The 14,609-nt window shown below is 34.5% G+C and carries 17 protein-coding genes; 3 read left to right on the top strand and 14 right to left on the bottom strand.

All coding sequences use genetic code 11. The annotated features are described in order from the left end of the window. Window positions 1–4 precede the first annotated feature (4 nt). Window positions 5–844: a YtnP family quorum-quenching lactonase gene (locus tag MKY81_RS19010; protein WP_341118554.1), complete on the bottom strand. Its 840-nt coding sequence runs from the start codon at window positions 842–844 to the stop codon at window positions 5–7. Window positions 845–1,102: 258 nt separating this feature from the next. After that, window positions 1,103–1,762 (bottom strand): tRNA (guanosine(46)-N7)-methyltransferase TrmB, encoded by a 660-nt coding sequence (gene trmB, locus MKY81_RS19015; RefSeq protein WP_066226803.1) that lies wholly within the window; start codon window positions 1,760–1,762, stop codon window positions 1,103–1,105. Window positions 1,763–1,865: 103 nt separating this feature from the next. Between trmB and MKY81_RS19020 the strand changes: the two genes are divergently transcribed. Then, window positions 1,866–2,144: a YtzH-like family protein gene (locus MKY81_RS19020; RefSeq protein ID WP_066226801.1), complete on the top strand. Its 279-nt coding sequence runs from the start codon at window positions 1,866–1,868 to the stop codon at window positions 2,142–2,144. Here the strand turns inward: MKY81_RS19020 and MKY81_RS19025 are convergent. From MKY81_RS19025 to MKY81_RS19050, 6 genes are all read right to left on the bottom strand, one after another. After that, a complete protein-coding gene (locus MKY81_RS19025) occupies window positions 2,141–2,914 on the bottom strand; it encodes a phosphotransferase family protein (RefSeq protein WP_066227456.1) in 774 nt (257 codons plus the stop codon). The genes MKY81_RS19020 and MKY81_RS19025 overlap by 4 nt on opposite strands. A 296-nt stretch (window positions 2,915–3,210) precedes the next feature. Next, window positions 3,211–4,185, bottom strand: a complete 975-nt coding sequence (locus MKY81_RS19030; protein WP_341118558.1) for an NERD domain-containing protein — start codon at window positions 4,183–4,185, stop codon at window positions 3,211–3,213. A gap of 17 nt (window positions 4,186–4,202) precedes the next feature. After that, window positions 4,203–4,766: an RNA 2',3'-cyclic phosphodiesterase gene (gene thpR / locus MKY81_RS19035; protein WP_328018558.1), complete on the bottom strand. Its 564-nt coding sequence runs from the start codon at window positions 4,764–4,766 to the stop codon at window positions 4,203–4,205. Between the two features lie 132 nt (window positions 4,767–4,898). Further along, complete coding sequence (gene dat / locus MKY81_RS19040; RefSeq protein ID WP_107919804.1) at window positions 4,899–5,738, bottom strand: D-amino-acid transaminase; 840 nt, start codon at window positions 5,736–5,738, stop codon at window positions 4,899–4,901. 27 nt (window positions 5,739–5,765) lie between these two features. Beyond that, window positions 5,766–7,178 carry a dipeptidase PepV gene (pepV, locus tag MKY81_RS19045; protein WP_341118562.1) on the bottom strand — a complete coding sequence of 471 codons (1,413 nt, stop codon included), beginning with the start codon at window positions 7,176–7,178 and terminating at the stop codon, window positions 5,766–5,768. A 71-nt stretch (window positions 7,179–7,249) separates the two neighbouring features. Next, window positions 7,250–7,408: a hypothetical protein gene (locus tag MKY81_RS19050; protein ID WP_160331507.1), complete on the bottom strand. Its 159-nt coding sequence runs from the start codon at window positions 7,406–7,408 to the stop codon at window positions 7,250–7,252. Between the two features lie 300 nt (window positions 7,409–7,708). Here MKY81_RS19050 and MKY81_RS19055 point away from each other — a divergent pair, with 300 nt between their 5' ends. Further along, a complete protein-coding gene (locus tag MKY81_RS19055) occupies window positions 7,709–7,930 on the top strand; it encodes a DeoR family transcriptional regulator (protein ID WP_066235897.1) in 222 nt (73 codons plus the stop codon). A gap of 57 nt (window positions 7,931–7,987) precedes the next feature. On the opposite strand, the gene MKY81_RS19060 is transcribed toward MKY81_RS19055, so the two are convergent. Both MKY81_RS19060 and MKY81_RS19065 read right to left on the bottom strand, forming a co-directional pair. Then, window positions 7,988–8,710 (bottom strand): pseudouridine synthase, encoded by a 723-nt coding sequence (locus MKY81_RS19060; RefSeq protein ID WP_108070266.1) that lies wholly within the window; start codon window positions 8,708–8,710, stop codon window positions 7,988–7,990. A gap of 54 nt (window positions 8,711–8,764) precedes the next feature. Then, window positions 8,765–10,384 (bottom strand): putative polysaccharide biosynthesis protein, encoded by a 1,620-nt coding sequence (locus MKY81_RS19065; RefSeq protein ID WP_341118565.1) that lies wholly within the window; start codon window positions 10,382–10,384, stop codon window positions 8,765–8,767. Window positions 10,385–10,512: 128 nt separating this feature from the next. Here MKY81_RS19065 and MKY81_RS19070 point away from each other — a divergent pair, with 128 nt between their 5' ends. Continuing rightward, window positions 10,513–11,784 carry a BaiN/RdsA family NAD(P)/FAD-dependent oxidoreductase gene (locus tag MKY81_RS19070; protein ID WP_341118567.1) on the top strand — a complete coding sequence of 424 codons (1,272 nt, stop codon included), beginning with the start codon at window positions 10,513–10,515 and terminating at the stop codon, window positions 11,782–11,784. Between the two features lie 12 nt (window positions 11,785–11,796). On the opposite strand, the gene MKY81_RS19075 is transcribed toward MKY81_RS19070, so the two are convergent. The 4 genes from MKY81_RS19075 to MKY81_RS19090 all read right to left on the bottom strand — a co-directional run bounded on the left by MKY81_RS19075 (window position 11,797) and on the right by MKY81_RS19090 (window position 14,567). Then, the gene (locus MKY81_RS19075; protein WP_066235888.1) at window positions 11,797–11,979 is read right to left on the bottom strand and encodes a sporulation protein Cse60; all 183 of its coding nucleotides are present in this window, start codon (window positions 11,977–11,979) and stop codon (window positions 11,797–11,799) included. A gap of 475 nt (window positions 11,980–12,454) precedes the next feature. Beyond that, entirely contained in the window at window positions 12,455–12,769 is a 315-nt protein-coding gene (locus MKY81_RS19080) for a rhodanese-like domain-containing protein (protein ID WP_066235886.1), read from the bottom strand. 83 nt (window positions 12,770–12,852) lie between these two features. After that, a complete protein-coding gene (locus MKY81_RS19085) occupies window positions 12,853–13,431 on the bottom strand; it encodes a class D sortase (protein ID WP_066235885.1) in 579 nt (192 codons plus the stop codon). Beyond that, complete coding sequence (locus tag MKY81_RS19090; RefSeq protein ID WP_066235883.1) at window positions 13,428–14,567, bottom strand: processed acidic surface protein; 1,140 nt, start codon at window positions 14,565–14,567, stop codon at window positions 13,428–13,430. The genes MKY81_RS19085 and MKY81_RS19090 overlap by 4 nt, the downstream gene beginning before the upstream one ends. Window positions 14,568–14,609: the final 42 nt, after the last annotated feature.

Consider the following 14,609-nt stretch of genomic DNA (forward strand, 5'->3'; position numbering starts at 1 on the left):
TATTTTATTGTTTTTTTAGTTCTGCAATAATATTTCCTTCTTTATCCCATTTTATTGCACGGTAAATGGCATCATGGTAAAAAGTAAACCATGAGTTTTCATTTATTGCTTCAGAAATGAATTTGTCCTTTGCAAAAATAGATGTCATTGGATAATCATCATATGCTAATACCCACAATGGATTTTTATGTGCATGGGTTGGCATTAAATCCGCCATATGAATCAGTTTTTCCCCATTACTTTCGATTTGAATGATCGAATGTCCATCACTATGACCACCTGTATGAATCATTTTTATACGATCTTCAATCATTATCATGTTTTCAAATGTTTTGACCTGATGCTGAATAGGCTCCCAGTTTTCCGGCCAATATGTATTTCGTGATCGAATATTCGGATTTCTCATTTCATCCCATTCCACTTGCGAAGTATAGATCGTTGCATTCGGAAACACCGGAATTAATTGATCATTTTCCCATATAGTTAATCCACACGCATGATCAAAATGTAAATGTGTCATACAAATAATATCGATATCGGCAGTTGTTAAACCAAGTTCCCGTAATGATTCCTCAATAGCTGTTTCCTCAACAACGCCATAATTTCTTTTTTGTTTTTCCGTAAGCTTTCCTTTTCCAATGCCGGCTTCGATTAATATATTTTTTCCATTCAATTGAAGAAACATTGGATCTGTCCGTAATTCAATTTGGTTTTTGTCATTGACCGGATATTTTTTTGACCACAATGGTTTTGGTACGACGCCAAACATAGCCCCGCCATCCATAAACGTTACTCCTCCGTTTAACCACCAAATTGTTAAATCCCCAACCGTTAATTTCTCCATGCTTATCCCTCCTCGTTTTAATTGTAACATTTTGAATAATTCGTTAGAAGTAAGAAAAGCGGAAGCGCCTCGCTCATCGACGTAAAAACTGGAAGGACTTTGAGTGAGATAAAGGAAACACGATGAGCCTGCAAGGCGAATCGATGTTGACTTATCGTAGGGAAAAGTCCTGAAGTTTTCTAGTCGATAGGCGCTGGAGCTAGACAAAGCAGATACTTTTTCAGGAACATTAATCTCAAAAAGTTTTATATTTCCCTTTTATTCAGCTTCTCGATTATTTGTAGGATATTTTACCTCACAGCGATAAATCCGTTGACCTCTTGCAGAAAATTTCTCTTCATATTCCGTCATAATATTATCCGGATAATCACTATTGTGTAAATCTAAACTTACATATTTAAGTAGTAATCCATATTCTGAAAAGCTTGTTAATGAATATTCAAACAGACCTTGGTTATCTGTTTTAAAATGGATTTCCCCGCCATCCACCAATACATCTTCATATAATTTTAAAAACGTTTTGTACGTTAATCGTCTCTTTTCATGGCGATTCTTTGGCCAAGGATCGGAAAAATTCAAATAAACTCGGCTAACATCCCCTTTTTCAAAAAACTCTCGCAATTTCTCTCCATCTACGTTTAATAACTTTACATTTGGCAATTCTTCTTCAATGATTCGATCTAAAGCAGATACAATTACACTATTTTGCAGTTCAATTCCTATATAATTTATCTCCGGATTTGCCTTTGCCATTCCAACAATAAATTGCCCTTTTCCTGTCCCTACTTCAATGTGAAGTGGATGATCATTTCCAAAAACTTTACTCCATTGACCTTTATGCTGTTCAGGGTTTTGTATCACATATTGCGGGTATTGCATTAATTTATCGGCCGCCCACGGTTTGTGTCTTAAACGCATGTATTTACACCTCAGTTTGATTTTAATGAATAAAGATAAAAGGAATTCACAAAATAACTGTGGATTCCTTTTTTATATTACAAAAATTGAAAGGATGTTTCGTATGCCACTATCCCATCTAGACCAAATTACTTTATTAAAAGATATATTAAACAATCACCAAGTTGATTGCTGTGGTTCTGTTTCAGAATGTGAACAATTGGAACGTCTTGTCAAATCTCTACTGGTGGATCCAAATATAGATGCTTCCGTGAAACCAGTTCTTCAAGAGGTTTACAATTATAGTCAACATGGCCAATATACACAACACTTGAATTCACATATTGAAGCCAATCAAGACAATTTATCCCAGTGGGTAGATCAGATAAATATAAACTTTTAAATAATCGCTTGAAGCCTATTAATCCACTGTTCCATTTCCATTAATCGATCCTTAGTTCTATGCCATTGTACAAACAATAGTGATTGAGCAACAAAGTACCATTTCATTCTTAATAGAAGCTGTTCATCCGCATGTATTCCATATTGTATGAACCATTCATTCCATTTTTTAGAATCGATATATAAATAAAGAAGCATCCCGATATCTAGTGCAGGATCAGCGATCATTTGGCCATCCCAATCAATTAAATACAGCTGGTTGTCATCTGTTAGCAGCCAGTTGTTATGATTTATATCATTATGACAAACAACATAATTATCCGTTTTTATATTTTCGACTTCTTGTTGGATAAAACGTAGAGATGAATCAATAATTGGTAAGTTCAAAAGTTCCTCATCCAATTCCGTTTCAATTTGAGTAAGCATCATCTCTGGTTCAAATGGTGTTTTCCCCAATCTTAAGAGCATAGAAAGTAGAGGGGCTGAATCGTGAATTTTTTTTAAAAGCTTGGCAACACGATCTTGGCTCATTTCATCTGGCTTTAATTCTCTCCCGCTCAGCCATTGTTGTGCTGTTATGACATCACCATTTTCTGTTCGTTTGGTCCAAACAAGCTTCGGGACAATACCCTCTGCCGACAAAACAGCTAAAAAAGGAGATGAGTTTCTTTTTAAAAATAATTTTTGATCTTGATGTTTGGCAAAGAATGCTTCTCCAGTTGCCCCTCCGGCCGGGATCACTTCCCAACCTTGACCAAGTATGTGTTCCAACATCATTCACCTTCAATTAATTCGCCCATCAACTATGGCGCTCAAAATATCATTACATAGTCAAAAAAAAAAGATAGCTATTGAAATTTAGCAGACAACAATAGCCAACTTTAATAAACTGATTTCAAAAAAATTGTTGCGATTATGTTAAATTTTCAATGACAAAATTAAGTTTACTATTATTTGAAAAAATATTTCAACAAAAGTATATTATTTTAATAAGTATAGAAAAGTATCTTTAATAAATTTTATTCTTTATGACATTTTTCGTCAAGCTAATTATTAGAAACGAATGTTTAATCCTTTAAAATATCAAAAGGATTTTCTTCTATTCCACCCCTATTATTCCATTCAGGTCTTTTCGCACTTGTCGTTTGGCAATAATCTAAAAGAACTTTTGCCGTTTTTAATTGAATATGTTTTAAAGGAGAAAGATGGTTCCTTTGTTGCTTAAACCATTCTGGATACTTTCTCTTTTCCAATAAAGCAACGTCAATAGGTGCATTAGGGTAATCAATATACCCATTGCGACTAATAATGGCCTTTTTCATTGGTATGTCTATTTGATGGTAGTTTAATAGTTGCATAATAATTTTCGCCATCCGATTTAATGAAATCATCGGATTTAAAATCTTGCTTTCATTCCGATTTGCTCTTTTGATCCAAAACCGTTCCTTAGATCCTAAATATACCGCTTCATTCTCTTCTTCTAGAAAAACGATACACCAAACTTCTGTAGGCGTGATTAAAAGAACCTCCATTTCAACCGGAGCCTTCTTCAATAAAAAAATCGGTTCGTATAAAAATAAAAAAGTATCAGGAAAACGTTGTAATAAATATTTTAGCTTTTCATTTCTAAAATAGCTTTTATCTATAAAAGACTTTTCAATAATGGTTGAGCTTGCCCATTTCATTTGAAACGAAAATAACTGATCAAGAAACATTTGCTTTAACTCATCTATCGAATCCGGATAATATGCTAACTTTGGGGCAAATTGAAACATCGGTTCAGTTGGTTGTGTATTCTCTTGAATCCATTCATCTTTTTCACTAGTTGATTTCTGAAATAATCTTTTAATTACGTTTAAAGGCCTTGGATTATTTTCTTCTTCCACTTCATGTATTTCATTTGTACTAGTTGATTGATTCTCCCAATCGAGTTTTAATTTTTGCCATTGTTGTTTTTTTAATCTTACATACTGTGCTGGATACCGAAACGGATCCATCTCATAACGGGATATATAATCCTGAAGTTTTATTAACTGACCCATATATTTTTCTTCCTTTACTAGTCGTCACCCAAATGCATGACAGCCTTTTTTTGATACTTTGGAGTAGCTTCAATATTTGTTTCATATAATACAACCTGATTTACCGGAAAGCTCGGTGCATTTAAATTGATCTCTTTAAGTTTCTCTAAAGTAAAATTTTGCTTCGTTTCATCCCATTTTCTCGCTAAAGTGATATGTGGGTTAAAAGGTTTCTTATCTAATTGAAATCCCGCCTTTAAACAACTTTCATAAACCTTTCCTCTAAGCATATTTAACTCAGGAGACTCAAGTAATCCTGCCCAAAAAATCCGCGGAGCCTTTTCTCTTCCAAAAATGCCGAGATGGTTTATTTTTATATTAAACGAAGAAGAACTAGCTAGACTTTCTTTTATTACATGTATTGCTTCCATTAATTGAGTATGATCCGCATCTCCTAAAAAAGCTAATGTAATATGGTAATCTTCTTTGTGTACCCAACGCTTAAATGGATGGTCTATCTTTATATTTTCGCATAGTTGGAAAAGGGATTCCTTAATATCAGGAGGTAATGGAACAGCAAAAAAATAATGTTTATTCGACAATTTCATCACCCTTTTTTTTGATATTCTTAGTTTATCAAAATTCTTCAGTAATACTACAAATTATTAATCTAAATGAAAAAAATAAAATAAACCAGCAATGCTGGTTTATTTTTTCCGAAAACATAACGACGATTACATGCCAATTTTTTGTTGAAACAGTTGTTGAAGTTTTCTTGTTATTTTTCCGGGTTTTCCTGTTGATATCACTTTTTCATTTACTTGAATGATTGGCATAACTTCTGAAGTTGTACTTGAGATAAATACTTCATCTGCTTCTAGTAAATCATCAATTGTAAATATTTCTTCCTTAAAAGAAATACCATTTTCCTGGCATAATTTAATAATCACTTGTCTTGTAATTCCATTTAAGATTAAATTTGAGACTGGTCGTGTAATTAAACAATTATCTTTCACAATAAACACATTTGATGAAGAACCTTCTGTAACTTCTTCTCCTCTGTGTTGAATCGCCTCAAAGCAACCGGACTCCGCAGCTTTTTGTTTAGCTAAAATATTGCCTAATAAGTTTAAACTTTTAATATCGCATCTTAACCAACGAATATCCTCTATTAATAATCCTTTGACCCCTTCATCCATAGAAACTTTCGGAATTGGCATTTCACGTGTATATGCAACATAAACTGGCGGTACGTCTGATTTAGGGAACCCATGTTGTCTTGGAAAACTTCCACGAGTTAGTTGTAAATATATAATTCCAGTGTCGAGCTGATTTACTTGAACTAATTCCTCTAATGTTTGAATGAGTTCCAATTTTTCATAAGGAATTTGAATCGAAATTTTCTCCGCACTTTCATATAAACGATTAATATGTTCTTCCTTCGTAAAAAGTTTTCCATTATACACTCGAATGACTTCATAGACTCCGTCACCAAACTGATATCCACGGTCCTCAATATCAATATTTACCTTTGAACGTTCAATAATTTCCCCATTAAATATAATGTTCTCCATACGAAACTCCCCTTTGAATTCTGATTATTATCTGGCTAATTCATAAATGGCTTGAGCATAAATTGCTGTTGCTTTTAATAAATCATCGACTGGCATGTATTCATCCTTTTGATGCATAACATCCGGTCGTCCGGGGAAAAGTGCACCAAATGCTACACCCGATTTTAACGAACGTGCATAAGTTCCTCCTCCAATGGATAGAAGTTCAGCTTTTTCTCCTGTTTGCTCTTCATAAACCTTTTGTAATGTTTTGATTAGCTCATCGTTTGCATCTACATGATGTGGTTTGGAGTCAGAAAAGTTTTCAATTGAAAATCCGTGTTCTGATGCTTTTGCAGTAATTGTTTCTTTTCCTTTATCCATGTTAAACGTTACGGGATAGCGCATATTAATCCCGAAACTTCCGCCTTTTTCTTGGTCATAATTCATTTTTCCTACATTAATTGTCAAGTCACCTGTAATATCATCGCTGAATTGAACACCTAAGCCTTCCCCACGCGACTGATCAAGCAATACGTTTACAGCAAAATCTACAAATTTCTTAGCATGTTGATTTAGCTCTAATGTAGATAAAAACTTTGTTAAAAACAATCCCGCATTTTTCCCATTTCGCGGTTCCATTCCATGAGCAGATACACCTTCCACTTCGAAGTGCAAATCCCCATTTTTAACAAAGTACTTTCCTTTTAACTCATTTTCTTCTAAAAAGCTTGTAAACTTTTGAAATAAATCCGTTTGTTCACCATCAAAGGTGATAACAGCTTCTGCAAAATCGGGTACCATATTATATCTTCGTCCCGAATTAAATGATATAAGAGTATTTTTCATTTGTTGATCATCCGTTTTTGCCGGCAAAACGATATCGTAATCAGAGAGTCCTTTTTCAGCATTAATGATAGGGAAATCTGCATCCGGTGCAAAACCCATTGTCGGCATTTCTTCATGTTGGAAATAATGTTCCACACAACGCCAATTGCTTTCTTCATCTGTTCCAATGATCATTCGTACACGTTTTTCTATAGGAAGTCCCAAGTCTTTAACAATTTTCATTGCATAATAGGCAGCCATTGTTGGGCCTTTATCATCACTTGCACCTCTAGCATATATTTTGCCATCTATGACCTCACCGCCATATGGATCAACACTCCAGCCATCTCCTTCGGGAACTACATCGACATGACATAGGATACCGACTAATTCATTTCCTTTTCCCATTTCTAAATGGCCTGCCAAATTACCGACATTTTTAGCAGTGAAGCCATCTTTTTCTCCTAAATCTAATAAATATTGTAATGCCTCTTTAACCCCTTTACCTAGCGGTTCATCTTCGGTCGCATTTTCTTCATCTAAAACACTTCTTATTTTTAACAACTGTTGTAAATCGTCAATTAAATGATCTTTTCTTTTTAGAACTTCCTCTGTCCAATTTATATTTTCCATTGTTGTCACTCCTTAAAAGGAATTTATGTATTCTGAAATATACCTTAGTTTATATTACTCCTTTTCCAACATTAAATAAAGGTAGTTTTTGTAAAGCTTGTTGTTTTGGAAATAAACAATAAACCGTTCCTTTCCGCTCCAATCCACTCTGCGCGTTTAATATTGTTAAAAGCAACAATATTTCCAACAGCAGTTATCTGAAGATTATAATATTTCAACAACTCTTTCATATATATTATTAAAGGGAATGAAACAAATTTTTGAATCCTATCCCTAGATAAATTAAAAAGGAAGGTGTACAATGTAATTGTCTGACATCTTAGATGATAAAAATCAATAAGGCTTTTTTCGAAATGAAATCAGCCTTCAGAAAAAAGGAGCTGTCTGTCCGGATAATATTACATCTTTTCTAGCGATATTGGAGTTTCATTATCACTATTTGTATGAATCATACAAGTATTGTGGCCAATATCCAACTAAATAAGCCGTCCGTAACTTGGTCTTTGGAATAAAGATGAGGGAGTGGTTTTTTGAAACCTTCAACAAATCGCATGCTAACCCGAATTAAATCTATCTACATGTTTATTAAAGAAAATGGGACTGTTACAACGCAGGACATTGTAGAAGAGTTCGGCATCACACCTCGCACCATTCAAAGAGATTTGAATGTGTTAGCATACAATGACTTAATCATAAGCCCACACCGTGGGAAATGGACAACAACAGAAAAGAGAGTTAAGATGTCTTCATAAGCAAAAAATTAAATAAAATATACAAGAAAGGAGCTGCATTCAGTTGTCAGCTCCTTTCTATGCTTTTGGTTCGTATTCCTTTAATAATAAAACTTCCTCTTCAGTAAGCTCACGATACTCACCTAACTCAAGTGTTTCATCTAAAGCTAATGGTCCCATCGAAATTCTTTTTAAATAGATGACCTTTTTTCCAACTGCTTCAAACATCCGCTTCACTTGATGAAATTTACCTTCCATAATTGTTAATTCAATATCAGAATGGATCCCGGATTTTAAAATAACTAGTTCTCCAGGTTTCGTATGGTAGCCATCATCCAGTATTACGCCTTTACGAAACGCAGAAATATCTCGATCAGTTACTTCACCTTTAATTACTGCAAAATAGGTTTTTGGTACATGTTTCTTTGGTGAAAGCAGCTGATGTGAAAGCTGTCCATCATTCGTTAGCAATAATAGTCCTTCCGTATCTTTATCTAAGCGTCCAACTGGAAAGGGATTTAATATCGTATCATTCACTTCTAAAAGGTCGATAACTGTTTCATCATGTTTATCCTCTGTTGCTGAAATTACACCAGCAGGTTTATTCATCATTAAGTAAATGTATTCCTTATAGTCGACTTTCTCTCCTCTAACGGTCACCTCGTCTTGCTGAGGATCAATATGGGCTTTACTATCCTTTACAATTACACCATTTACTTTAACGATGTTTTTCTTTAAAATCTGTTTCACTTCTTTTCTACTACCTAATCCCGCATTTGCTAGAAATTTATCCATTCTCATTTTAACACCTCTTTATCCCTATTTTTAAAGGAGGCCACTCATGACCTCCTTTTTCTATCCTATATGCAATCTTGATTTAATCCTACTGATCCTAGAACCAAATAATTTTTCAGCTAATTTCGACCTTAATCCTAAATATCCATAAACAATTGCACCGACTGCGCCACAAATGATGGTAATAATTAATGCTTGCAGCTTTGCATCAGGAACTAATACTAGCGTGATAAGTTTATAAACAATAATGACAATTCCAGCCATAATCGCATTCATCAATAAAATTAAAATAGCTCTTCTAAAAATCGTTTTAAATGGATACTGTGCAAACACTTTTATGACGAAAAGATTGATGATTATAGATGCTGAATAACCTAGCACTGTTGCATAAACCGCTCCGTTAGTTTCAAAAAGCTTGATTAATGGAATATTAAAAGTTAATTTAAGCAACAAACCAACTAATAGACTTAATATAGTAAACCTTTGTTCATTAATCCCTTGTAAAATAGCCGCTGTGACAGAATACAAAGCAAATAGAATGGCAACCGGCGCATAATGCCCTAATACGTCTGTACCTAATTTATTTGGTTCATAAAATACAGTAAAAATCGGATGTGCAAGCAACGATAAACCGATTGCTGCAGGAACCGTTAAAAATAACAAAACTTGAAAGGTTTGATCAACTTGACGTACCAATTCAGAACGTCTTCCTTTAGCAAATGATTCAGTAATGAGTGGTACAAGTGTTAAGGAAAATGACGTAGCAAGTGATACCGGGATGATGACAAGTTTATGTGAATCGAAGTTGAGAATTCCAATCGCTTCAAGTGCCTCTTTTCCTTTTCCGATAGCAGCCATTCCTCGATTAAATGTTAATTGATCAATATATTGATAAAGTGAATTCGCAATACCGACAAAAACAAACGGCAGGGCATAGATAAAAATTTCTTTATACATTTCCCTTAAAGAAACATGCATCGTACCTTTATCATAGTTTAATAATTCATCAAAATGAGATTTTCTTTTTCTCCAATACCAAAACAACACGAATAAACTCGCAATGCCTCCAATAAATGCTGCAAATGTTGCAACACTAATAGCAGTAACCATTTTTCCATGGAAAACATGCAAGACAAAAAATGCCCCTAATAATAGAAATACGATTCGAACTAATTGTTCAATAACCTGTGAAACTGCTGATGGGCCCATTGATTGATGACCTTGAAAATATCCCCTTATTAAGCTCATTACAGGAATAATAATTAACGCAAAGCTTACAGCACGGATGACCGTTGTTACATCTTCGATTGAGAATTTTTTTGATTCTACTCCCGTCATGCTAAGCTCAGCGAATGTAGGGGCAAATACATACATTACTAAAAAACTGACAATCCCAGTTATTAGCATTAATAAAATACCTGATTTAAATAATTTTCGTCCTATTGCATACTCCTCTAAAGCATTATATTTAGCGATATATTTTGATACAGCAAGTGGGACACCCGCTGTGGCAATACTGATAAACAACGTATAAGGTACATATCCAAATTGATATAGTGCTTCCGGCTCGGAACCTCCTACAATAGCATGAAATGGAATAACGTAAAACAATCCAATTATCTTTGATATAATCGTTCCTAATGTTAATATAAACGTACCGCGTATTAGTTTTGAAGACATATAATCCCTCAATCAATAAAATTTAATTTACACACTAATATGTAGTTTACCTCTTACTTAAAAAATTGACAATTTATTCGTTAATTCTTTTTTTAATACAGAAATTTGACAGAAAAAGGTGTTTCGTAATGACGTACGATGTAATTATTATCGGTGGAGGGCCATCTGGATTAATGGCTTCCATTGCAGCAGGTGAAAAAAAGGCAAAAGTTTTATTAATTGATAAAGGAAATAAGCTAGGGCGCAAGCTTGCGATATCTGGCGGTGGAAGATGCAACGTAACGAATCGGCTGCCTATCGATGAAATCGTTAAGCATATTCCTGGCAACGGAAGATTTTTATATAGTGCGTTCTCCATTTTTAATAATGAAGACATTATCCGTTTTTTTGAAAAATTAGGCATTGAACTAAAGGAAGAAGATCATGGACGAATGTTTCCGGTATCTAATAAGGCACAGTCTGTCGTTGATGCATTACTTAGACGCTTAGCAGAATTAGATGTAGAAATTCGGACGAATACGACTGTTAAAGATCTACATTTTTCTAATGGAGCAGTTGAAAGTGTTGAGTTAATGGATGGGAGTATGCTTACGACGCATTCAGTTGTCATTGCTGTTGGAGGTAAGTCCGTTCCCCATACAGGTTCGACCGGTGACGGCTTTCCATGGGCCGAAAAGGCTGGTCATACCATTTCCGAGCTTTTTCCAACAGAGGTACCCGTAACATCGGAAGAGCCCTTTATCAAAGCAAAGACATTACAAGGATTGTCATTAAGAGATGTTGCAGTTAGTGTATTAAATCCTAAAGGGAAACCATTAATTACACATCAAATGGACATGATCTTTACCCATTTTGGAATTTCCGGTCCGGCTGTTTTAAGATGCAGCCAGTTTGTTGTGAAAGCAATGAAAAAATGGAACTTGAAACATGTAACTATGAATATTGATGCCATCCCTTCAATGAATGGAGAGGAACTATTTCAAAAGGTAGTGAAGTTAGTAAAAGACGAACCAAAAAAGGCAATAAAAAATTCATTAAAAGGAATTGTACCTGAGCGATATTTACTGTTTTTATTGGAACAAAACGGTATCTCTCCCGATTCACAAGGCTCTACTATTTCTACGGATCAATTAAGAAACTTTGCAGAGGCATGCAAACAATTTCAATTTAAAGTAAATGGAACACTTCCATTAGAAAAGGCGTTTGTCACCGGTGGAGGAGTTTCGGTCAAGGAAATCGAGCCAAAAACAATGGCTTCAAAATTTGTTCAAGGTCTTTATTTCTGCGGGGAAGTATTGGATATTTACGGATACACGGGAGGATATAATATAACCTCAGCATTAGTAACAGGAAGATTAGCAGGAATGAACGCAGCAAGAATTGAAACGGAGTCCAATTAGGACCCCGTTCTTTTATTTTCTGTATAAAACCATCGCACTGAAACAATAAATTTGTTCATCTTCATCCTCTGAAGTAACTGCGACATGATACTTAATATCTAATAATTTATTTTCCTCAATATCTTTTAGAAATAGATTAACATCCGCTTCTAAATCTTTTTCATGCTCATAATCAAACAATTTTACTTGGATCATTTTTTATCTTCCTCTCCATCTAGTTACTACTATTCTAGACAGAAAGATTAATTTTCAAAACATTCTGCACAAATTAAAAATAGGAATTACATGTTCTAACTGTGTTGAATTTATAGTGACATACAAAAAATAACGATTAGATGCAATGATTATGGAGCCATCGGACGGCTTCTCTTCTTTTCGGACCCATAGACTTACGCTTGACTTCCTCATCGGACCGCTTTTCTTCTTTCCGGACCCATAGATTCACACTTGACTTCCTCATCGGACCGCTTCTCTTCTTTCCAGACCCATAGACTTACGCTTCACTTCCTCATCGGACCGCTTCTCCTCTTTCCGGACCCATAGACTTACATTTGCCTTCCACATCGAACCGCTTCTCTTCTTTCCGAACATCGGACACAATAAATTCACAAAACCGCTTCGGCCTTAAAAAAAAAGCCAACTAAACATGTGTTTAGTCGGCTCATTAAATTTATAGCTTCGGCTTTGTTTCTCCTGTCCAGTTCAGCATGCCGCCTTCCATATTAATGACTTTATAGCCATTTTGATGAAGATATTCGCATACACGGCCGCTTCGGCCACCAGATCGGCATATCATTATATATTCTTTATTTTTGTCTAATTGATCAAGTGAATCAGGAATTTCGCCCATCGGGATATGTTTAGCTTGTTCAATCATTCCTTCAGCAACCTCTTCATGTTCACGAACATCAATTAGATTTAATTTTTCACCTTTATTTAGCTTGTCCTTTAACTCATCCGGTGTAATTGTACGAAAATCACTCATTGATTGCCTTCCTTTCTTTTCTGTTAATATACTTTCACCCATTATATCATCACAGAAAGGAAATACATATTTTTGATGCTTACTTAGTGTATTAAAACAGCCTCTATAATAAACCGTTGTGGTGCATCGCCAATAAAGTTAAATGGGTAGCAGGTGGTCACGGTTAATGTCGCCCTCGGTTTTGGTACGATGACAGTGCGATCATCTGCATCAACAATTCTCGTTTTTTTAATTTTATACTTAAATTGTCCCGCGTTTGTTTTTACAATTAATAGGTCATTTTTTTCCATTTGCCCAAGCTTTCGAAACACGGTATCCCGATGACCTGATAGTACTGAATTATCTTTTTCACCTGGCAAGACACTTTGAGAAAAATGTCCAACACCTTTTTCCAGTTCGTCTTCGTCTGCACCTTCATATATTTGTAAATCCGCATTGATTTTCGGAATGATTAATTGACCGATTATTTCCCCTTTAACAGGCGCCCTTTTGTATAGTGGTTCAGCTGTTTTCAAGTGAAAGGGCTTTTTCTGCGCAACAAATTTCTTCTCCGAAGCTTCGGGTTTTAATAATTTATAGCCATTTATACTTATCATCAATAATCCCGCGACTATTACTCCGATACAACAAGCGAAGTATACTCGTTTTTTTGTTACTTTCATATATTTATTGATCGCCACCTACGGAACAAAAATATGCCCATTGCCAATAATAATAGTCCACCTAATAAATAATCTCCATAATGTCCAGCAGTATTTGGTAACTTACCGCCTCTAACTGTTTTTTTCATAGGTGTTGTAATAGCTTTTTCAACCTTTTTGACCTTTTCAGCTGTATCTTTAATTAGTTCCGAACCAAACATATCAGGAGTTAAAATTAAGTCAGCTAATAATTTGCCATTATTATCATAAATTTCGATTAATAAATTATATCCATTTGTTGAAGTTAATTGAGCTAGTTCATTCAATGAAATCGGCTTTTTATCGGAACCTTTCACTAAATAAAATTTAGTATTTAATTTAAATATGTTAAGCATTTCTTGATAAACATTTACGATTTCGTTTATTTCCTTTTCCGATAAATCCGATTTACTTTCAAAGTCTCCAATGGCCATCATACGTTCCGATAATTTATTTAGCTTATTTTCTACATTTTCATCCAACTTAAGGGACATAAAATGATTAAGTAAATTCCCTACTTCCTCATCAGTAAGGCCAACTTTATCAAAAATATCGGAAAAGATATCTGATATCGAATCATCTGAATAAGAGATAAGTGCATCTTCAAGATCCTCAATGAATTCATAGTTATCAATTGAATCACCATTACTCTTCAATAAATTGACCATTTCATCGTATGTCATATCATACTCTTTCAATAATTCTTTTAGGTTTTTATCTGTTATTGGTGTTCCAATATAGAAAGAAACAGCATCATCAAGGGCATTGGTAAAATGATAAACATCATAAATATTGTCGGTTTTACCCATTTCCCCATTTTTAACTAAAAAGTTCTTAACATCCGTTTCATCTTTAAACTCATATTTCTTAATCAATTTTTGCAAATTATTTTCTGTAAGCGGCTCACCTACTAGTTTTTTAATATCGTTTATAGTTGAAAAAGATTTAATCGATGTATTGTAAAAATACTCCAAATGCTCATTTAGCTCTTTTTCAGTCATCCCGATACTTTCTAAATATGTTTGAAGCTCCGCTTTATTTGGTGCTGCAAAACTTACTTTCGGTAAAACCGTAAAACAAAGAAAAATTGCTGCAATGAATAATAAAATTCTTTTCAAATTCTTGCTCCCCCTAAATGTCAATTATGAACCTTTTTTTAC

The organism is Heyndrickxia sp. FSL W8-0423 (assembly GCF_038009395.1).
GTDB classification, from domain to species: domain Bacteria; phylum Bacillota; class Bacilli; order Bacillales; family Bacillaceae_C; genus Heyndrickxia; species Heyndrickxia sporothermodurans.

Excerpts from the sequence above, each read along its gene's own strand:
- dat (WP_107919804.1), bottom strand. The coding sequence starts at position 5,738 with ATGGAGAACATTATATTTAATGGGGAAATTATTGAACGTTCAAAGGTA.
- MKY81_RS19070 (WP_341118567.1), top strand. The coding sequence starts at position 10,513 with ATGACGTACGATGTAATTATTATCGGTGGAGGGCCATCTGGATTAATG.
- MKY81_RS19080 (WP_066235886.1), bottom strand. The coding sequence starts at position 12,769 with ATGAGTGATTTTCGTACAATTACACCGGATGAGTTAAAGGACAAGCTA.
- MKY81_RS19050 (WP_160331507.1), bottom strand. The coding sequence starts at position 7,408 with ATGAAAGAGTTGTTGAAATATTATAATCTTCAGATAACTGCTGTTGGA.
- MKY81_RS19085 (WP_066235885.1), bottom strand. The coding sequence starts at position 13,431 with ATGAAAGTAACAAAAAAACGAGTATACTTCGCTTGTTGTATCGGAGTA.
- MKY81_RS19010 (WP_341118554.1), bottom strand. The coding sequence starts at position 844 with ATGGAGAAATTAACGGTTGGGGATTTAACAATTTGGTGGTTAAACGGA.
- MKY81_RS19060 (WP_108070266.1), bottom strand. The coding sequence starts at position 8,710 with ATGAGAATGGATAAATTTCTAGCAAATGCGGGATTAGGTAGTAGAAAA.
- trmB (WP_066226803.1), bottom strand. The coding sequence starts at position 1,762 with ATGCGTTTAAGACACAAACCGTGGGCGGCCGATAAATTAATGCAATAC.
- pepV (WP_341118562.1), bottom strand. The coding sequence starts at position 7,178 with ATGGAAAATATAAATTGGACAGAGGAAGTTCTAAAAAGAAAAGATCAT.
- MKY81_RS19065 (WP_341118565.1), bottom strand. The coding sequence starts at position 10,384 with ATGTCTTCAAAACTAATACGCGGTACGTTTATATTAACATTAGGAACG.
- MKY81_RS19030 (WP_341118558.1), bottom strand. The coding sequence starts at position 4,185 with ATGGGTCAGTTAATAAAACTTCAGGATTATATATCCCGTTATGAGATG.
- MKY81_RS19075 (WP_066235888.1), bottom strand. The coding sequence starts at position 11,979 with ATGATCCAAGTAAAATTGTTTGATTATGAGCATGAAAAAGATTTAGAA.
- MKY81_RS19020 (WP_066226801.1), top strand. The coding sequence starts at position 1,866 with ATGCCACTATCCCATCTAGACCAAATTACTTTATTAAAAGATATATTA.